Source organism: Rhodococcus sp. HNM0563, from assembly GCF_012726195.1.
Lineage (GTDB): Bacteria > Actinomycetota > Actinomycetes > Mycobacteriales > Mycobacteriaceae > Rhodococcus.
Map to the genome: position 1 here is coordinate 374,994 of NZ_JAASAF010000005.1, position 18,737 is coordinate 393,730.

An 18,737-nucleotide genomic window follows, 5' to 3' on the forward strand; every position below is an offset into this window, starting at 1 on the left:
CGGTTGTGGTGTTCGATCGGGCTGTCGTGGAACGGGGCTGGTGGCTGAGGATCTTGCCCCCTCAGTGGCTGAGAATCTTGCCGAGGAAGTCCTTGGCCCGATCGGAGGACGGTGCGGTGAAGAAGGTGGTGGGGTCGGTGTCCTCGACGATGCGGCCGTCGGCCATGAACAACACGCGGTCGCCGGCCTTGCGGGCGAAGCCCATCTCGTGCGTGACGACCACCATCGTCATCCCCTCCTTCGCGAGCGAGGTCATCACGTCGAGAACTTCCTGGACCATCTCGGGATCGAGCGCGGAGGTCGGCTCGTCGAACAGCATCACCTTCGGACTCATTGCCAGGGCGCGGGCAATCGCGACACGTTGCTGCTGACCGCCGGACAACTGGGCGGGATACTTGTCGGCCTGGTTCGCGATACCCACTCGTTCGAGCAAGCGCAGCGCGTTCTCCCGTACGGTTTCCTTCTTCTGCTTGCGGACCTTGAGTGGGCCCAGCATCACGTTCTCGAGGATCGTCTTGTGAGCGAAGAGATTGAACGACTGGAACACCATGCCGACGTCGGCGCGCAGCGCTGCCAGGGCTTTACCTTCGGCCGGAAGAGTCTTGCCGTCCACCCGGATCTCGCCGGAGTCGATCGGCTCGAGCCGGTTGATGGTTCGGCACAGTGTGGACTTTCCGGATCCCGACGGGCCGACCACGATGACCACCTGACCACTCGGAACCTCGATGTCGATGTCCTGGAGGACGTGCAGCGCACCGAAGTGCTTGTTCACGTTCGTCATCGTGATCATCGGAGTGGAGCTGCTCGATACCTCCGAGGGCTTCGCCGAACCCGCATCCGCTGCTGTCATGATCAAGACCCTATGCGGTCGTTCTCCGAAACCCCCACATTTCGTCCCATCGACATTCAACTTTTACAGCGGCAATCGGGCGAGGCCGGACCGTGGCCGTCCTCGGCATGGGTGCGGCGCGGCGCACACTGTCACCGCCGGGACGGTCGGTTACTCTCGTGAGCTACCCTGAGACGTGTCATTGATCGACGATGTTGCCCCGAACACAGGTGCTCGGACGTATGAGGTCCGCACTTACGGCTGCCAGATGAACGTGCACGATTCGGAGCGTTTGTCAGGCCTGTTGGAAGACGCCGGCTTCACCCGCGCCGAAGCGGGTGCATCTCCCGACCTTGTCGTCTTCAACACGTGCGCAGTGCGCGAGAACGCCGACAACAAGCTGTACGGCAACCTCAGCCATCTCCGGCCTGTCAAGGACGAGAACCCGAACATGCAGATCGCAGTCGGGGGTTGTCTCGCGCAGAAGGATCGCGCCACCGTCGTGAAGAAGGCGCCGTGGGTCGATGTGGTGTTCGGCACTCACAACATCGGCAATCTCCCGGCGCTCCTCGACCGCGCACGCCACAATCGGAAGGCCGAAGTCGAGATCCTCGACTCGCTCGAAGCGTTTCCCTCGACGCTCCCGGCGAAGCGCGAGTCGCCCTATGCAGGATGGGTGTCGATCTCGGTCGGATGCAACAACACATGCACCTTCTGCATCGTCCCCGCCCTGCGCGGCAAAGAGGTCGATCGTCGACCCGGCGACATTCTCGCCGAGGTGCAGGCACTCGTCGACGAGGGTGTCCTCGAAGTCACCCTGCTCGGACAGAACGTCAACTCGTACGGACGGTCCTTCGCCGACCCGGAACAGCCCCGCGACCGCGGCGCGTTCGCGTCGTTGCTCCGCGCCTGTGGCGACATCGACGGCCTCGAACGCGTGCGGTTCACGTCGCCGCACCCCGCCGAATTCACCGACGACGTCATCGAAGCGATGGCGTCGACGCCCAACGTCTGCCCCCAGCTCCACATGCCGCTGCAGTCGGGCAGCGACCGGATCCTGCGCGCAATGCGCCGGTCGTATCGCAAGGAGAAGTTCCTCGGCATCATCGAGCGGGTCCGTGCGGTCATGCCGCACGCGGCGATCACCACCGACATCATCGTCGGATTCCCCGGTGAAACCGAAGAGGATTTCCAGGACACCCTCGACGTCGTCGAGAAGGCGCGATTCACCAGTGCCTTCACGTTCCAGTATTCCAAGCGCCCCGGCACACCCGCTGCAGAGATGGACGAGCAGCTCCCCAAGGCTGTCGTGCAGGAGCGGTACGAGCGCCTGATCGCGCTGCAGGAGCGCATCACCCTCGAGGAGAATCGCAAGCTCGTCGGTACCGAGGTCGAATTGCTCGTCGCGGACGGTGAAGGCCGAAAGAACGCGGCAACCGCCCGAATGAGCGGCCGCGCCCGCGACGGGCGACTCGTGCACTTCCGGCCCGAAGGCAACGTCGACACCGCGGTTCGGCCCGGTGACATCGTCACGATCGTCGTCAGCGATGCTGCGCCGCATCATCTCGTCGCCGATACCCCGATCCTCACCCACCGCCGCACCCGCGCGGGCGATCACTTCGAACAGGGGCGCCTGCCCAAGACGAAACCGATCGGTGTGGGACTCGGCCTGCCGAGCATCGGTGCCCCCGAACCCCTACCGACACAGATGGGATGCAACGCATGACCACGGGCGAGAACAGTCCGAACACCCACCGGGGCACGGATGGCAACACCGACCGGCTGAGCGACCACGGACTCAGGGAGGCCCGCGCCGACCTCGAGGCCGCCGAACGCAAGATTGCGGGTGAAATCGACCCCGGGGCCCGCGCGATGTTCGTCGCCGTCGCAGTGCTCGTGCTGCTCGGTTCGTTCAGCCTCCCACACGCCGGTGCCGCGAACGGGTGGGAGGTGCTCTCGTTCGCCTCCGACGCGACAGCGGAATCCATTGCGCTTCCGTCCCGCATCTTCACGTGGCTTGCGCTCGGCTTCGGCGCGGTCGCCTCGATTCTCGCACTCGTGACCCGAAAGTGGTTCCTGGCATGGGCCGCGGCTGCCGGCTCTGCTGTGTCGATCATCTTCGGGTTGCTCACCGTGTGGTCACGTCAGACGCTCCCGGTCGACTCCGGCGCGTCCGGACCCGGAATCGGTCTGTTCCTCGGCTGGGTCGCCGTGATGGTCCTGACCTTCCATTGGATCCGCGTGGCCTGGTCCAGAACGTCCGCACAGCTCGCGGCCGAGGCCGAGCTGCGGCGTATTGCCGAGGAGGACGACCGCCGGGGGATGTTCGGTGGACATCTGAAATAGACCACCTACAGCGACGAGACGAGCCCCGTTCGGGCCGGATGCCTTTCGGACCGAACGGGGCTCGTGGTCACAGCGGACGCGATCAGCGCTCGCCGACGGCGCTCTCTGCAGCTTCCGCCCACTCCCGCCACTGTGCAGCCTGGGCGAGTGCCGCGTCGGCGTCCTTGGTGCGGCCCTTCGCCTGCGCCTTCTCCGCCTGCTCCTCGAACTGCTGGACCCGCTCGCGGAACTGAGCGGCGCGGGCAAGGGCTTCGGGGTCGGTCCGACGCCACTCGCTGTCGGACGCTTCACGGACGCGCTTCTCGATCGCGCGGAGGCGACCCTCGAGATCGTGCATCCGGTCGCGGGGAACCTTGCCGATCGCCTCCCACTGTTCCTGAAGTTCGCGCAGCCGGGTACGCGCGGCTTCCAGGTCGGCCGCAGGGTCGATCGTCGATGACGACTCCAGCAGCGCCTCTTTGGCGCGGGCGTTCTCCTCGAACTCGGCGTCGCGTTCGGCGGACGCGGCATTGCGCGCGGCGAAGAAGACGTCCTGCGCGCCCTTGAAACGTTTCCACAGTTGGTCGTCGGCTTCCCGAGGTGCGCGCCCCGATGCCTTCCATTCGGCAAGCAGATCCCGGAACGCTGCGGCGGTTGCGCCCCAGTCGGTGGAGTCCTGCAGAGCTTCGGCGCGTGCGACCAGGTCCTCCTTCTTGGTCTTCGCGGAGGCACGTTCACGATCGAGTTCGGCGAAGTGAGCGCCGCGCCGACGATTGAAGGCCTCTCGTGCCTTCGAATACCGGCGCCACAAGACGTCGTCGGTCTTGCGGTCGACCCCGCGGATCGACTTCCACTCGTCGAGGATCTCCCGCAGACGATCGCCCGCGGCCTTCCAATGAGTCGAGTCGGCGCCGATCTCTTCGGCCTCTGCCGCCAGCGCTTCCTTGCGGGCAGTGGATTCCGCGCGGTGCCGTTCCTTCTCCTGTTTCTGGACGATCGCCGCCTTCTCCGATTCCTCGATCACGCCCGTGAGCCGCGTCGAGAGTGCGTCCAGGTCGCCGATCACCGCCGCGGTCGGTAACGATTCGAGGATCGCTTCGGCCGCCGCGCGGGTTTTCTTGACGTCACCGGAGCCCGATGTCAGACGTGTCTCCAACAGCGCGACCTCGGTTGCGAGATCGTCGTAACGCCGACCGAAATGCTCGAGGCCTTCGGCAGCGTCGCCTGCCTGCCACGAACCGATGCAACGCTCACCGTCAGCGGTCAGAACCCACGCGGTGCCGTCATCGTCGACCCGTCCGAACCGGCTCGGATCGCTCGCCGGTACCGCAGGGGCGTGCGGATGCGTCTGTCCAGGGGCCGGATGAGGCTTGGGGGCGTGCTCCGACTCGGTCGGGGCGGGCTTCGGCGCGCCGGGGCGTGGGCTTCCCGGCTTCGGGGGACCAGGACGCGGCGGTGTGCCGGACACCTGCTCGGGCGTCGGGTCCTGTGCGTTCGGGTCGGTCATCGCTACCTCATCTCTGCCGCGCGGCACGGCTGCCTGATCGCATCGCTTACCGCAGGTCCGGTCACGGCATCCGTGATCACGTCCGCCCCCTATTGAAACAGGTCGCGCGCCTGCGGGGCTCCCGGTCCGGTCGACTACCGTTGCCGATGTGTTGATTGCCGCGGTGTTCGTGCCTTCCCCGCCTCTTCTCGTGCCCGAATTGCTCGGACTCGCTGCCGCCGAGACCGACGAGCTACGACACGCCGTGCTCGCTGCGGCGCGTGTGGTCGGCGATGTCGACGAGTGGATAGTGGTGGGTACGGGGACCGAGTCCGAGGAAGTCCCGTCCGACGCCGTCGGCACCTTCCGCGGATACGGTGCCGACGTCCGGATCTCACTCGGTCCCGCAGGGGATCCGGCCTCAGGGTCTCCGGACGTCGACATGCCGCTAACTGCGTTGATTGCCGGATGGCTGCGCGAGCGTGCAGCGCCTGGAGCCCGCGCCGAGGTACACGTCCTCGCCCGCGATACGGATCCGGCCGAATGTGCACAGCTGGGCAAGACTCTGCGAGCGCAACTCGACGAAGGCGCCGCGCGGCGCGGGCTGCTCATCGTCGCCGACGGCGCTGCCACCCTGACCGCCAAGGCTCCTGGCGCATTCGACGAGAGATCCGCTGCAGTCGAGCAGAGTCTGGGCGAAGCGCTCGCTGCCGGTACTCCCCAGACGCTGGCTGCGCTCGACGCCGGACTGTGCGCGGACATCGCACTCGAAGGTCGTGCTGCATGGCAGGTGCTGGCAGCGGCGTTCGCCCAGCCTCCGTCCGAGGCCACGATCGAATACAGCGCCGCACCGTACGGGGTGGGCTATCACGTGGGGACCTGGCGCCCGTGAGTCTCCCGGTGCATCGCCGCCCCATCGCGGTGGTGGGTCCGACCGCCACAGGGAAGTCGGATCTCGGACTGGATCTCGCAGAGGCGCTCGGCGGCGAGATCGTCAACATCGACGCGATGCAGCAGTACCGCGGTATGGACATCGGCACCGCGAAACTGCCGGTAGGCGAACGACGCGGGATTCCGCACCACCAGCTGGACGTTCTCGACGTCACCGAGACCGCGACCGTCGCGCGCTATCAGGAGTCCGCCACCGCTGACGTCGAACGCATCCTGGCGTCGGGCCGGGTGCCGGTCGTCGTGGGCGGGTCGATGATGTACGTGCAGTCTCTGCTCGACGAGTGGCAGTTCCCGGCGACCGACCCCGACGTCCGCGCGAAATGGGAAGCCGTCCTCGCCGACGGGGGCGTGGCCGCCGTGCACGAAGCCCTGCGCCATGCCGACCCTGCCGCGGCCGCCACGATCCTGCCTACGGACGGGCGGCGTATGGTGCGCGCGCTGGAAGTCGTCGAGCTGACCGGTCTTCCCTTCGCTGCGTCACAACCGACCGTCGGCGACCCACGCTGGGACACGATCATCCTCGGTGTCGACCGCGACACGACAGATCTGGACGAGCGCATCGAGAAACGCACCGATCTCATGTTCGAACTCGGTCTCGTCGACGAGGTCCATGCCCTGATCGAGCAGGGACTCCGCGAGGGTGTGACTGCGCCCCGCGCTATCGGATACTTCCAGGTCCTCGACTATTTGGAAGGCAAGTGCGACCTCGACTACGCGCGGGAACGGACGTTTATCGGAACCCGCCGGTATGTCCGGCGGCAGCGTTCGTGGTTTCGCCGCGATCATCGGATCCGCTGGCTCGACGGCGCCGACCCGAACCTGGTCACCGAGGCGCTGCGAGTCGTCGACTCCGAAATGCTGTGATTCGTCGACGCTGAAGTGCTGTGGAGTCGTCGACTCCGAAGCGTTGTGAGTCACCGACTCCTGGAGCCGAGCGCAGCGAGGCCCTCGCTAAGGTTGACGGCATGGAGTTCAGCAAAGGCCACGGCACCGAGAACGATTTCGTCATCCTTCCGGATCCCGATGCCCGGCTGACTCTCACATCCGACCGCATCGCGGCCCTGTGTGACCGACGACGCGGTCTCGGAGCCGACGGCGTGCTACGCGTAGCGCGGACCGGAGCATTGGTCGAGTCGGGTCTGCTCGATGCGGTCCCTTACGGGGCGAGCGTCGGCGACTGGTTCATGGACTACCGCAACGCCGACGGATCGATCGCCGAGATGTGCGGCAACGGGGTGAGGGTCTTCGCTCACTACCTCACCGCGGAAGGGCTGGAGACTCGGGAGAGCTTCGTCGTGGGGTCGAGAGCCGGCGGCAAGCCCGTGCGGGTCCACTCTGCCGGACCGGTTACGGGCGAGGTCACCGTGGAAATGGGACGGGTTGCACAGCTCGGTGAGTCGTCCGCCACGATCGACGGCCGCGTGTATCCGGGGATCGGCATCGACGTCGGAAACCCGCATCTGGCCTGTGTCGATCCGAATCTCACCGGCGCGAGCCTCGCCGCACTCGACCTCACGTCGCCCGGTTACGATCCAGGCTTCTTCCCGCAGGGCGTCAACATCGAGTTCCTGAGCCCGATCGAATCAGGAGCCGTTCAGATGCGCGTGCACGAGCGGGGGGTCGGCGAGACCCGCTCGTGTGGAACGGGCACGGTCGCGGCGGCCGCAGCGGCGCTGCGGTACGACGGTGCCGACGCCGGTGTCGTGCGGGTGCGGATTCCCGGCGGTGCAGTGGAGGTGCGGATCGAGGACGAACATGCCTGGTTGAGGGGGCCCTCGGTGCTCGTTGCGCGCGGCACCATCAGCGACGACTGGTGGTCGTCGCTCGGGTGAACGCATACCTTCTCGGGGTGGTCCGAAAAACTCGAATGCACCGAATCGGACTTCGTGGGACGATGAAACCTGTATGACGAACACATCGCGCACTCGCAACACGACAGACGACACCGATCGCACAGGATACGACGGACCCGCAGGCTGGGCTCACGACGATCCATCGGTGGGCGAGATGCAGCTCGAAGACCGCAGCGCCCTGCGGCGCGTCGCGGGTCTGTCCACTGAACTCGAAGACATCACCGAAGTCGAGTATCGACAACTCCGCCTCGAACGGGTTGTGCTGGTCGGCGTATGGACGGGAGGCACCGCCGCACAGGCCGACGCGAGCCTCGCCGAACTTGCCGCACTTGCCGAAACTGCCGGCTCCGAGGTGCTGGAGGGGATGGTGCAGCGCCGCGACAAGCCGGACGCCGCCACCTATATCGGCTCGGGTAAAGCCGACGAGCTCCGCGAGATCGTGCTCGCCACCGGCGCCGATACCGTGATCTGCGATGGCGAACTCACGCCTGCTCAGCTCACAGCGCTGGAGAAGGTGGTCAAGGTCAAGGTCATCGACCGGACGGCACTCATCCTCGACATCTTCGCCCAGCACGCAACCTCTCGTGAGGGCAAGGCGCAGGTCTCCCTCGCGCAGATGGAGTACATGTTGCCGCGACTGCGTGGCTGGGGTGAGTCGATGTCTCGCCAGGCAGGTGGCCGTGCCGGCAGCAACGGGGGTGTGGGACTCCGCGGACCCGGTGAAACCAAGATCGAAACCGACCGTCGTCGGATCCGTGAACGGATGGCGAAGCTGCGCCGCGAGATCAAAGGGATGAAGGCAGCGCGAGATACGAAGCGGACACGCCGGCTGCGCAACCGGATCCCGTCCGTCGCGATCGTCGGCTACACCAACGCGGGCAAGTCGAGCCTGCTCAATCGGCTCACCGGTTCCGGAGTCCTGGTGGAGAACGCTCTGTTCGCGACCCTGGACCCGACGACACGACGCGCAGCGCTACCCGACGGCCGGGAGTTGGTTCTGACCGACACGGTCGGTTTCGTACGTCACCTGCCGACTCAGCTCGTCGAGGCCTTCCGGTCGACCCTCGAGGAGGTCGCCGATGCCGATCTTCTGCTGCACGTGGTCGATGGATCCGATCCTCTCCCGACAGAGCAGATCAAGGCCGTCCGCGAGGTTCTGACGGACGTGTTACGTGAGTCCGACGGACCGCCGCCGCCCGAATTGATCGTTGTCAACAAGGTCGACGCGGCCGATCCGGTCACGCTGACCCAACTCCGCGGGCTCCTGACCGATTCGGTGTTCGTTTCGGCGCATACCGGTGAGGGTGTCGACGAGTTGCGTGAGCGGCTCGGGCGCATGCTCGAGGACCCCGACGTCGAGGTGAAGGTACTTGTGCCCTACACCCGCGGCGACCTGTTGTCCCGAATCCACTCGGACGGCCAGATCCTCCATTCCGCGCACGAGGCGGACGGAACACGCGTGCATGCCAGAGTTCCACGGCCGCTCGCCTCCGTGCTGGACGAGTACGTCGTCTGATGAGTCCGCTGCGCGGCGCCGGGGTCGTCGCTGTCGTCGCGCTCGCCTGTGCTCTACCCGGTGCGGCGCTCGCCGAGGCGGATACCGCGGGCGTCCCAGTCGCGGAGTTTCCATCGGAAAACCTGTGCACACCGGACGACCCCGCACTCGACGAGCTGTCGGGCCTCGCCGCGGTCGGTGGGCGGCTGTTCGCGACCCCCGACGCGGGAGTCGACGAATCGGTGGTCGAGCTCGACCTGGATTGCACAGTGATGCAACGGTTCCCGGTTCCGGTCGACCCGTATGACATCGAGGACCTCGCGGCAGGTCCCGACGGCAGACTGTGGCTCGCGGACATCGGCGACAACACGTCAGCACGACAGACCGTGGCTCTGATCTCGCTCGACCCGGACAGCGGGGCCGGCGACCTGTACCGCTTGACCTACCCGGACGGTCCTCGCGACGCCGAGGCCGTGCTGGTATCGGCGAGCGGAGAGCCGGTGATCGTCACCAAGACGTTGTTCGGTGCGAGCGGTGTCTATCGGCCGGCTCGCGGTCGAGCACTCGAGCAGCTCGCGACACCAGGACCGACACCGCTGGAAAAGGTCGGGTCGCTCGCTCTCGGTCCTACCGACACCCCCGGCGGACCTCTTCCGGGTGCGTCGTCCACGTTGATCACCGGTGGTGCGGTGAGCCCGGACGGAACTGTCGCGGCGGTCCGCACCTACACGGACGTCTACCTGTTCCACGCGCCCGACACCGACCTGGTAGCAGCGTTGACTGCGGGCCCCGCACTGCGAATCCCGGTGCCCGACGAACCACAGGGGGAGGCGGTGGCCTTCACCTCGTCGGGCGATCTGGTGACGGGCTCCGAAGCGGTCGTTCAGGGCGGCACCCTTACCGAAGCGCGACCTCCGATCCGGGTGTGGCGTGGTGTCACCGACCATTTCGGTGCGAAGCCGGTGTCGGACACAGAATCGAACTCGGACTCGTATGCCGGGCCGATCGGAGTCGCCGCAGGTGTTGCCGTGCTCGTGGCGGTCGGCGCCGTGATCCTGAGGTTTCTGCGGACGCGACGGTCCTGAGTCGGAGGTTCCGGAACACCTGCTCCCTCTCGACCGGAACGGCAGGAAGATCTCCGGGGCCGACATCACATGCACCTGTCGTGAGTCATACGATCTCCGTCGTGAATGAACGCGTGCGACCTACGAGTCGCAACATGGGATTCGGCTGGGAGCTGCACGGAGACGGGCGGCAGATCGATGCCGGGGCGGTCGTTGCTCCCGACGAGCGGCTTTCGTGGCCGCGAACCATCGGCATCGGGATGCAGCATGTGGTCGCGATGTTCGGTGCCACTCTGCTCGTGCCCACGATCACCGGCTTCCCGGTGACCACCACGTTGCTGTTTTCCGGCATCGGCACCGTGTTGTTCCTGCTCATCACCCGCGGGCGTGTACCGAGTTATCTGGGATCGTCCTTCGCGTTCATTGCGCCCTTGACGGCCTCGGCGGGGAGCGGTCCGGCCGCGCAGCTCGGCGGTATCGTGGCGGCAGGCGTCGTGCTCGCCGTCATCGGACTGATCGTCAAGGCGCTCGGCTCGCGGGTGATCGATGCCGTGATGCCACCCGTCGTGACCGGCGCTGTGGTCGCGCTGATCGGGCTCAATCTTGCACCGACCGCTGTCGGATCGTTCGAAGCCCAGCCGTTGATCGGTGCGGTGACGCTGATCGCGATCCTTGTGGTGACGGTGCTCGGCCGCGGCCTTCTCGGCCGGCTCGGCATCCTCGTCGGTGTGGTCATCGGATGGCTCTTCGCATGGATCACCGGAGGTCTCGCGTCCGACCGCGTTGACGCGCTGAAGGAAGCGGCCTGGTTCGGCTTGCCCGAGTTGCGCGCCCCCACCTTCGAGTTGTCGGTCGTCCTGCTTGCCCTGCCGGTGGTCGTCGTCCTCGTCGCAGAGAACGTGGGTCACGTCAAGGCTGTTGCCGCGATGACAGGCCGCAATCTCGACAGTGTCGCAGGCGACGCGCTGCTCGCCGACGGTCTGGCCACCACGCTCGCGGGCGCAGGCGGAGGATCGGGAACCACCACATATGCCGAGAACATCGGCGTGATGGCCGCTACCCGGGTGTATTCGACCGCTGCGTACTGGGTGGCGGCGGTGACTGCAGTGGTGCTCGCGTTCTCCCCGAAGTTCGGGGCGCTCGTGTTCACGGTGCCCGAGGGCGTTCTGGGCGGAGCCACTCTCGTCCTCTACGGATTGATCGGCCTTCTGGGCGTGCGGATTTGGATGGACGCAAAGATCGACTTCACCGACCCCGTGAATCTCACGGTGGTCGCGGCGGCACTCGTTGCAGGGATCGGTGACCTCACGCTGTCGATCGGATCGGTGGAGCTGGGCGGCATCGCGTGGGGGTCGATAGGAATACTCGTGGCCTATCCACTGCTGCGCCGATTGGCAGAACTGCGCAGCTGATCCGCGAGTTGTCGCGGTCACAAAATCTGCTCGCTCCTGTCAGCGTCATCGTTCACGCGCGTGCATACCGTGGGTACGTCCACGTCGTCACTGACAGGAGCGCAGATGGAACGCACCCTTTTCGAGCCCGAACACGACCTGTTCCGTGAGTCGTACCGGAAGTTCCTCGAACAGGAGGTGGCCCCTTTCCACGAGCAGTGGGAGAAGGACAAGATTGTCGACCGCGAAGTATGGAAGAAGGCCGGTGCACAGGGCTTTCTGGGCATGGCAGTGCCTGAAGAGTTCGGTGGCGGCGGCGTCGACGACTTTCGTTACAACGTTGTCCTGACCGAGGAAACCACCCGCGGCGGATACAGCGGTGTCGGTTTCATGCTGCACAACGATGTCGTGGCGCCCTACCTGCTGAACCTCGCGAACGAGGAACAGAAGAAGCGGTGGCTCCCCGGATTCTGTTCCGGTGAGATCATCACCGCCATCGCGATGACCGAGCCGGGCACCGGCAGCGATCTCCAGGGCATCAAGACCCGGGCGGTTCGTGACGGTGACGACTGGGTGCTCAATGGGTCCAAGACATTCATCACCAACGGAATCAACGCCGATCTGGTGATCGTGGTTGCCTGCACCGACCCGGAGAAGGGCGCCCAGGGATTCTCCCTGCTCGTCGTCGAGCGCGGAATGCCCGGCTTCGAGCGTGGCCGCAATCTCGACAAGATCGGTCTCGATGCGCAGGACACCGCCGAGTTGAGCTTCAACGACGTGCGTGTTCCGGCGGCCAACATGCTCGGCGAAGAGGGAATGGGCTTCATCTACCTGATGCAGAACCTTCCGCAGGAGAGACTCTCGATCGCGGTCGTCGCGGCTGCCGCAATGGAGCAGGTCCTCGAGGACACCATCCAGTACTGCCGCGACCGCAAGGCCTTCGGCAAGCCGATCGGACGTTTTCAGAACACCCGATTCGAACTCGCCGAACTGTCGACGGAAACCCTGCTTGCCCGGGTGTTCGTGGACCGATGCGTCGAGTTGCTCAATGCCGGTGCGCTCACCGTCCAGGAGGCCGCGATGGCCAAGTACTGGACCACGGACAAGCAGGTCGAACTCATCGACCGCTGCCTCCAGCTGCACGGCGGCTACGGATACATGCGCGAATACCCGATTGCCAAGGCGTACCTCGATTCTCGGGTCCAGAAGATCTACGGCGGTACGAACGAGATCATGAAGGAGGTCATCGGCCGCGGGCTGAACCTCTGATCGCTGCACGTTCGTAGCGGGCGCATTACCAGAGGCCGGTAGGGCTCCATATCGATGGAGCCCTACCGGCCTCGGCGTGTAAGTAGGTCGACGACGGTCTGTGATGCGCGACGGAAATGTGCGGTCAGAGCTTGCGGATGACTGTGACCACCTTGCCGAGTACGACCGCGTCGTTGCCCGGAATCGGTTCGAACATGGGGTTGTGTGGCATGAGCCAGACATCGTTCTTCACGCGCTTGAAGGTCTTGACCGTGGCTTCGCCGTCGAGCATGGCGGCAACGATATCGCCGCTCTCGGCCACATTCTGCTGACGAACCACGACCCAGTCTCCGTCGCAGATCGCTGCGTTGATCATCGATTCGCCCACGACTTTCAGCAGGAACAACGATCCCTGGCCCACGACCTCCCTGGGCAGCGGGAAGACGTCCTCGATGGCCTCTTCTGCGAGGATCGGACCGCCTGCTGCGATCCGCCCGACGACGGGAACCAGGGCAGCCGAGGGGATGTCCTCGGAGGACGCCGCCGTGAGCTCCTCGCCGACGACGTCGGACGCGACCTGAGGGTCGTCGAATCCGCGTACATCGACTGCGCGGGGACGGTTCGGATCGCGGCGCAGCAGGCCTTTGCGCTCGAGGGTGCGAAGTTGGTGCGCGACCGAGGAGGTGCTGTTGAGGCCGACCGCGTCTCCGATCTCTCGGATGCTCGGTGGGTAGCCTCGCTCGGCAACCGAGGTGCGAATCACCTCGAGGACGCGGCGTTGACGCTCGGTGAGCGTGGTGCCGTCGGTGCCGGACGACTTCTTCCGGCTGGTCGCGGAGTTGGCGTCCGTCATGCTCGTGACCTCCGTGCGTCGAGTTTCTGATGTGTTGTGTGTGATCTATCGAATCTATCCGCATCGGTGCGGTATATCAAACATCTGTTCGAGATTGTTTCGAACAAACGGACGACAAGAATGCCGAAGCGTGATAGAAACTTCGAACAGGCATTCGTTCGAATGAATGGGCGAACCCACCCGGCTCATGACTGCCACGGAGGACCCGATGGGCACAACACTGTTGACGGAATTCCGAACGACCGATGCGGGCGGGGCTGTCGCTCTTCCGCGGCGGGCGTCCACGCTGCCGACCGGAGTCGACGGGCACCCGCCGCGGAGCGAGGGAAGGTCCTGCGCCCACCCGCCCACGCCGCGAATCGGGCTCGGGTACTCGCTGGTACAGATGCTCGCGACGGTGATGTTCACAGCCGTCGCGGTGACGGCGATCCTGTGTGTCGCACACGTTCGCACGAGCCAGGTCGCGGCGGAAGCCGTCGGCACGATACCGGTGATGACCGACTCGGCACCGCCTGCGGACGGAGTAGGGGCGGTCACCGATGGAAGATGACGACGCGGTGCCGACCTACCCGGACTCCCGGAGCACACCACACGTGCGGGTATTGTCTGAATCTGTCAGTCACACCACCCCGTGTGGTCGCGTCGGGAAGACCCTGCCCCCGGGCAGGATCGATCCTTCGAACACGACATCGTTTCGTCGGCGACGTCGCGGTCACCACGGCAGCGACGAAGGAATCGACATGTACTGCCCGTATTGCCGGCACCCCGACTCCAGGGTCGTCGATTCGCGTGAAGCCGACGAGGGCGCCGCGATTCGTCGCCGTCGGGCGTGTCCGGAGTGCGGGCGCCGATTCACCACGGTCGAAGCCGCGGTGCTGTCCGTGGTCAAGCGCAGCGGCGTTACCGAACCCTTCAGTCGTGAGAAGGTCGTGCGCGGTGTCGCGCGAGCCTGCCAAGGCCGCGATGTCGACAACGACGCCCTGAACAAGCTGGCGCAGCAGGTCGAAGACGCAGTGCGGGCCAAGGGTGCACCTGAGGTCCCCAGTCACGAGGTCGGGCTTGCGATTCTCGGGCCGCTGCGCGACCTCGACGAGGTCGCTTACCTCCGATTTGCCTCGGTGTACCGGTCATTCAGCTCCGCTGAAGATTTCGAACGCGAGATCACGGAACTGCGCGAACACCAACGCACCCGCGACGTCGCCGCCGGCGCGGAGTGACCCGTCAGGGTCGAGCCGGTCGCGACGTCAGCGGATCGAGCCGATGGCCTTGAGGATCCGTTTTTCCGACACCGGAACCCGTGTACCCATCCCTTGGGCGAACAGGCTCACACGTAGTTCCTCGATCATCCAGTAGACATCCAGGACGTCGCGCGCGTCTCGGCGTTCCTCCGGCAACCGCGCGAGCAGCTTGTCGTACGCCGCATACACCCGATCGAGGACATCCATCGCCTGGGCATCGCGATTCGCGCTCGCCGGGAGTGATTCGAGACGGTGAGCTGCAGCGGCGAGATACCGAGGCAGTTCGGCCAGCCGACGAGAACCCAGGTCGGTGACGAACCCGGCGAAGAGCAACGAAGACAGCTGCTCACGGACGTCGTCCGCCGCCTCGCCGCGCACCCGATCCAACTGCACACCCACCTCGTGAGCCTTGCTCAATACAGGCACGACGGATTTCAGCAGGTGCGCGACGCGCCGGGGAAGCTCGCTGCGCACTACCACGGCGAGTGCTTCGAATTCGTCGGGTGTCCGCACCGACTTCCCGTTGGCTGCGATCAATTCGTCGACCGCGCATGCCCGGCAGTCTTCGATGAGTGCGTCGAACGAGCCATCCGGATTACGCCCGAGTGTCAGCCGTTCCGAGTTCGTCAGCCCTGAGGTGACGACCTTCGCCTTGGTCGGCGCGGCAGCGAGAAGGAGCGCTCGCACTCCGGCGCGGGTGGCGGAACGTTGTGCCTGAGGAGTGCTCAGAACTCGTACCGCCACACCCTCGTTCTCGGGCACCAAGGCGGGATAGCCGGTCACCTGCTGGCCACCGACCTCGCGCGTGACCGTCTGCGGAAGGGTGCCGAGGGTCTCCGCCGTCCATGCGAGGGCGGGCGCCCGTTCGGTGCCCGAGGCCGCGCGGGCGACCTCGGCGTCGACCCGCGTAGCGAGTTGCTTTCGCAGTGCGGTGAGACTCTTGCTGCGGCCCAGCACCTTTCCTTGCTCGTCGATCGCTGCGAAAGTCATCTTCAAGTGATCGGGCAGCGCGGCCGGAGTGAAGTCACCCGGTTCGATCCTGCAGTTTCCGAGCCGCGACAGCTCCCGGGCGAGTGCGTTGACGAGAGGTTCACTACGCGCGGTCACCGAGGCGAGGGCAGCCTTCGCGAAATCGGGTGCCGGAACCACCTGGCGTCGAATCTGTTTCGGCAGTCCCTTGATCAGGGCGGTGACGAGTTCGTGCCGAAGTCCCGGGACGAGCCAGTCGAATCCGACGGGTCGGACTCCTGCGAGCAGCGCCAACGGGATCCTGGCGGTGACCCCGTCGTCCTCGGTGCCGGGCTCGAACTGGTAGGTCAGCGGGAATTGCAGCTCGCCCTGACGCCATGCGTCGGGATAGTCGCCTTCCAGAACCGTGGCCGCGTCCTGGTTGACCACCGTCTCGGGTGTGAAGGTCAGCAGATCCGGTTGCTCCTGCCGGGCTTTCTTCCACCAGGTGTCGAAATGCCTGGCCGAGACGACCTCCCGCCCCACACGCCGGTCGTAGAACTCGAACAGTGTGTCGTCGTCGACGACGAGGTCCCGCCGCCGCGCGCGGTGTTCGAGTTCTTCGACGTCGTCGAGCAGTGCCCGGTTCTCGTGGAAGAACTTGTGACGAGTCTGCCACTCGCCCTGTACGAGTGCGTGCCTGATGAACAGCTCGCGCGAGACCTCGGGATCGATCCGTCCGTACTGCACCCGTCGTTGCGCGACAAGCGGTATGCCGTAGAGCGTGACGCGCTCGTACGCCATCGCCGCCTGCTGCTTCGTCGACCAATGCGGCTCGGAGTAAGTGCGCTTGACCAGGTGCGGCGCGAGCTTCTCCGCCCACTCGGGTTCGATCCGCGCCGCCATCCGGCCCCACAGCCGCGACGTCTCGACCAGCTCGCCGGCCATGACCCACCGCGGTGGCTTCTTGAACAGGGACGAGCCGGGGAAGATCGCGAAGCGTGCCCCGCGCGCGCCGAGGAAGTCGCGTTTGTCGCCTTCGCGCAGCCCGACATGTGAGAGCAGGCCAGCGAGTAGCGACTGGTGGATCGCGTCGTCGGAGACCTCCTGATGTGCGGTCTCCCAGCCCAGGCCCAGCGTGATCTGGCGAAGCTGGCCCTGGAGGTCCTGCCACTCCCGGATACGCATCCAGTGCAGAAACTCGCTGCGGCACAGTTTTCGGAACTGGTTGGACGACAGCTCTCTCCGCTGTTCCTTGAGGTAGTCCCACAGGCGGAGGAAGGCGAGGAAATCCGATCCGTCGACGTTGAACCGCGCATGCTTCTCGTCTGCGGCCTGCTGATGTTCGGTGGGCCGCTCGCGGACATCTTGGATCGACAGCGCCGACACGATGATGAGGACCTCGCGCAGACATCCGTTGCGGTGACCCTCGACGATCATGCGCGCCATGCGGGGATCGACGGGCAGCCGCGCGAGTTCCCGGCCGGTACCGGTCAGGCGCGGGTTTTCGTCCTTGCCGGCGGGTTCGATTGCGCCGAGTTCGTGCAGCAACGCGATACCGTCGCGGATCGCGCGTGGGTCGGGCGGCTCGACGAACGGGAAGGAGGCAATATCGCCGAGACCGAGTGCCGTCATCTGTAGGACGACCGACGCGAGGTTGGTGCGCAGGATCTCGGGCTCGGTGAACTCCGGGCGCGACTCGAAATCGTCCTCCGAGTACAGGCGGATGCAGATGCCGTCGGCGACACGACCGCAACGACCGGCGCGCTGCCGAGCGGACGCTTGGCTGATCTCCTCGATGGGCAGTCGCTGGACCTTCGTCCTCACCGAGTATCGCGAGATGCGGGCGGTGCCGGGGTCGACGACGTAGCGGATGCCGGGCACCGTCAACGAGGTCTCGGCGACGTTGGTCGACAGCACGACACGCCGCCCGGTGTGCCCGGCGAAGACGCGATGTTGTTCGGCAGCCGACAGCCGGCCGTACAGGGGGAGGATCTCGGTGTTGCGCAACTTTCGGTCGCGCAGTGCGTCCGCAGTGTCTCGAATCTCGCGCTCGCCGGAGAGGAACACGAGGATGTCGCCGTCGCCGGCCGACTGCAGTTCTTCGACTGCCTCGCACACGGCGTCGACAGGGTCGCGGTCGACGAGTTCGTCGCCCCGCTCGACGGTCAGCGGTCGGTACCGCACCTCGACCGGGTAGGTGCGTCCCGAGACCTCGACGATCGGGGCCGGCGTCCCTTCCGCATCGGCGAAGTGCTTCGCGAATCGCTCGGGATCGATCGTGGCCGAGGTGATGATCACCTTCAGATCGGGCCGGCGGGGGAGCAGCTGCTCGAGATACCCGAGCAGGAAGTCGATATTGAGGCTGCGTTCATGCGCCTCATCGATGATCAGGGTGTCGTAGCGGCGGAGCATACGGTCGCGCTGGATCTCGGCGAGCAGAATGCCGTCGGTCATCAGTTTGACGAGAGTGCGCTCGGACACCTGATCGGTGAAACGCACCGTGTAGCCGACGGTATCGCCGAGTTCGGAGCCGAGTTCGTCGGACAGTCGCTCGGCGACCGCGCGTGCCGCGATGCGTCGGGGCTGGGTGTGTCCGATCAGACCCCGCACACCGCGTCCCAGTTCGAGACAGATCTTCGGGATCTGAGTGGTCTTGCCGGACCCGGTCTCGCCGGCCACCACGACGACCTGGTGGTCGCGGATCGCGTCCGCGATGTCGTTCTTGCGCTGGGATACCGGGAGATCATCCGGGTACCGAATCTGTGGCACCGACTCTGCGCGTCGCACGAGGCGCGAACGCGCGGAGTCGATGTCGTGGGCGATCTTGGTGAGCGCGTCGTCGCCGCGCGCTCGATCGAGGCGGCGACGGAACCGATGTTCGTCGCTGAGCGACACCTCGGTCAGCGCTGCGCGAAGTGCGCGACGGTTCGGGGCAGGAGAGATGGACATGCTGGTCACACAGCCTAGCGACTGTCGGTGCTCTCGTGCGACACCGGTGCGGAGCAAGCCGATCTGCTGAGAGGGCTGTCACTGCCGAACCGGAAAGCCGCCGC

Annotated in this window: 15 protein-coding genes; 11 read left to right on the forward strand and 4 right to left on the reverse strand. The window is 65.8% G+C overall.

What is annotated here, in order from left to right; all coding sequences use genetic code 11:
- Positions 1 to 61: 61 nt before the first annotated feature.
- Positions 62 to 790 (reverse strand): amino acid ABC transporter ATP-binding protein, encoded by a 729-nt coding sequence (locus HCA61_RS14025; RefSeq protein ID WP_169688921.1) that lies wholly within the window; start codon positions 788 to 790, stop codon positions 62 to 64.
- A gap of 235 nt (positions 791 to 1,025) precedes the next feature.
- On the opposite strand from HCA61_RS14025, the gene miaB reads away from it, so the two are divergent.
- Both miaB and HCA61_RS14035 read left to right on the forward strand, forming a co-directional pair.
- Positions 1,026 to 2,555 carry a tRNA (N6-isopentenyl adenosine(37)-C2)-methylthiotransferase MiaB gene (gene miaB / locus HCA61_RS14030; protein WP_169688783.1) on the forward strand — a complete coding sequence of 510 codons (1,530 nt, stop codon included), beginning with the start codon at positions 1,026 to 1,028 and terminating at the stop codon, positions 2,553 to 2,555.
- Positions 2,543 to 3,175, forward strand: a complete 633-nt coding sequence (locus HCA61_RS14035) for a hypothetical protein (protein ID WP_169688784.1) — start codon at positions 2,543 to 2,545, stop codon at positions 3,173 to 3,175. The genes miaB and HCA61_RS14035 overlap by 13 nt, the downstream gene beginning before the upstream one ends.
- Positions 3,176 to 3,257: 82 nt before the next feature.
- On the opposite strand, the gene HCA61_RS14040 is transcribed toward HCA61_RS14035, so the two are convergent.
- Complete coding sequence (locus HCA61_RS14040; RefSeq protein ID WP_169688785.1) at positions 3,258 to 4,661, reverse strand: DUF349 domain-containing protein; 1,404 nt, start codon at positions 4,659 to 4,661, stop codon at positions 3,258 to 3,260.
- A 148-nt stretch (positions 4,662 to 4,809) separates the two neighbouring features.
- Between HCA61_RS14040 and HCA61_RS14045 the strand changes: the two genes are divergently transcribed.
- The 7 genes from HCA61_RS14045 to HCA61_RS14075 all read left to right on the forward strand — a co-directional run bounded on the left by HCA61_RS14045 (position 4,810) and on the right by HCA61_RS14075 (position 12,663).
- Positions 4,810 to 5,532 (forward strand): hypothetical protein, encoded by a 723-nt coding sequence (locus tag HCA61_RS14045; protein ID WP_169688786.1) that lies wholly within the window; start codon positions 4,810 to 4,812, stop codon positions 5,530 to 5,532.
- The gene (gene miaA, locus HCA61_RS14050; RefSeq protein WP_169688922.1) at positions 5,520 to 6,455 is read left to right on the forward strand and encodes a tRNA (adenosine(37)-N6)-dimethylallyltransferase MiaA; all 936 of its coding nucleotides are present in this window, start codon (positions 5,520 to 5,522) and stop codon (positions 6,453 to 6,455) included. The genes HCA61_RS14045 and miaA overlap by 13 nt, the downstream gene beginning before the upstream one ends.
- Before the next feature lie 101 nt (positions 6,456 to 6,556).
- Positions 6,557 to 7,423 carry a diaminopimelate epimerase gene (gene dapF, locus HCA61_RS14055; RefSeq protein WP_169688787.1) on the forward strand — a complete coding sequence of 289 codons (867 nt, stop codon included), beginning with the start codon at positions 6,557 to 6,559 and terminating at the stop codon, positions 7,421 to 7,423.
- A gap of 73 nt (positions 7,424 to 7,496) precedes the next feature.
- Entirely contained in the window at positions 7,497 to 8,960 is a 1,464-nt protein-coding gene (hflX, locus tag HCA61_RS14060; protein WP_169688788.1) for a GTPase HflX, read from the forward strand.
- The gene (locus HCA61_RS14065) at positions 8,960 to 10,024 is read left to right on the forward strand and encodes a hypothetical protein (RefSeq protein ID WP_169688789.1); all 1,065 of its coding nucleotides are present in this window, start codon (positions 8,960 to 8,962) and stop codon (positions 10,022 to 10,024) included. Before hflX ends, HCA61_RS14065 begins: the two co-directional genes overlap by 1 nt.
- A 134-nt stretch (positions 10,025 to 10,158) precedes the next feature.
- On the forward strand, positions 10,159 to 11,415 hold the full coding sequence (locus HCA61_RS14070) for a solute carrier family 23 protein (RefSeq protein ID WP_169688923.1): 1,257 nt from the start codon (positions 10,159 to 10,161) through the stop codon (positions 11,413 to 11,415).
- A 105-nt stretch (positions 11,416 to 11,520) separates the two neighbouring features.
- Positions 11,521 to 12,663: an acyl-CoA dehydrogenase family protein gene (locus tag HCA61_RS14075; RefSeq protein ID WP_169688790.1), complete on the forward strand. Its 1,143-nt coding sequence runs from the start codon at positions 11,521 to 11,523 to the stop codon at positions 12,661 to 12,663.
- Positions 12,664 to 12,787: 124 nt separating this feature from the next.
- On the opposite strand, the gene lexA is transcribed toward HCA61_RS14075, so the two are convergent.
- Positions 12,788 to 13,495: a transcriptional repressor LexA gene (gene lexA, locus HCA61_RS14080; protein WP_169688791.1), complete on the reverse strand. Its 708-nt coding sequence runs from the start codon at positions 13,493 to 13,495 to the stop codon at positions 12,788 to 12,790.
- A 208-nt stretch (positions 13,496 to 13,703) separates the two neighbouring features.
- Between lexA and HCA61_RS14085 the strand changes: the two genes are divergently transcribed.
- Positions 13,704 to 14,045, forward strand: a complete 342-nt coding sequence (locus HCA61_RS14085; protein ID WP_169688792.1) for a hypothetical protein — start codon at positions 13,704 to 13,706, stop codon at positions 14,043 to 14,045.
- 190 nt (positions 14,046 to 14,235) lie between these two features.
- Positions 14,236 to 14,712: a transcriptional regulator NrdR gene (nrdR, locus tag HCA61_RS14090; RefSeq protein WP_169688793.1), complete on the forward strand. Its 477-nt coding sequence runs from the start codon at positions 14,236 to 14,238 to the stop codon at positions 14,710 to 14,712.
- 27 nt (positions 14,713 to 14,739) lie between these two features.
- Here the strand turns inward: nrdR and hrpA are convergent, their stop codons facing one another.
- Entirely contained in the window at positions 14,740 to 18,633 is a 3,894-nt protein-coding gene (gene hrpA, locus HCA61_RS14095; protein ID WP_169688924.1) for an ATP-dependent RNA helicase HrpA, read from the reverse strand.
- Positions 18,634 to 18,737: the final 104 nt, after the last annotated feature.

Excerpts from the sequence above, each read along its gene's own strand:
- HCA61_RS14070 (WP_169688923.1), top strand. The coding sequence starts at position 10,159 with ATGGGATTCGGCTGGGAGCTGCACGGAGACGGGCGGCAGATCGATGCC.
- HCA61_RS14075 (WP_169688790.1), top strand. The coding sequence starts at position 11,521 with ATGGAACGCACCCTTTTCGAGCCCGAACACGACCTGTTCCGTGAGTCG.
- HCA61_RS14085 (WP_169688792.1), top strand. The coding sequence starts at position 13,704 with ATGGGCACAACACTGTTGACGGAATTCCGAACGACCGATGCGGGCGGG.
- lexA (WP_169688791.1), bottom strand. The coding sequence starts at position 13,495 with ATGACGGACGCCAACTCCGCGACCAGCCGGAAGAAGTCGTCCGGCACC.
- HCA61_RS14040 (WP_169688785.1), bottom strand. The coding sequence starts at position 4,661 with ATGACCGACCCGAACGCACAGGACCCGACGCCCGAGCAGGTGTCCGGC.
- HCA61_RS14065 (WP_169688789.1), top strand. The coding sequence starts at position 8,960 with ATGAGTCCGCTGCGCGGCGCCGGGGTCGTCGCTGTCGTCGCGCTCGCC.
- HCA61_RS14025 (WP_169688921.1), bottom strand. The coding sequence starts at position 790 with ATGATCACGATGACGAACGTGAACAAGCACTTCGGTGCGCTGCACGTC.
- hflX (WP_169688788.1), top strand. The coding sequence starts at position 7,497 with ATGACGAACACATCGCGCACTCGCAACACGACAGACGACACCGATCGC.
- nrdR (WP_169688793.1), top strand. The coding sequence starts at position 14,236 with ATGTACTGCCCGTATTGCCGGCACCCCGACTCCAGGGTCGTCGATTCG.
- HCA61_RS14035 (WP_169688784.1), top strand. The coding sequence starts at position 2,543 with ATGCAACGCATGACCACGGGCGAGAACAGTCCGAACACCCACCGGGGC.
- dapF (WP_169688787.1), top strand. The coding sequence starts at position 6,557 with ATGGAGTTCAGCAAAGGCCACGGCACCGAGAACGATTTCGTCATCCTT.
- hrpA (WP_169688924.1), bottom strand. The coding sequence starts at position 18,633 with ATGTCCATCTCTCCTGCCCCGAACCGTCGCGCACTTCGCGCAGCGCTG.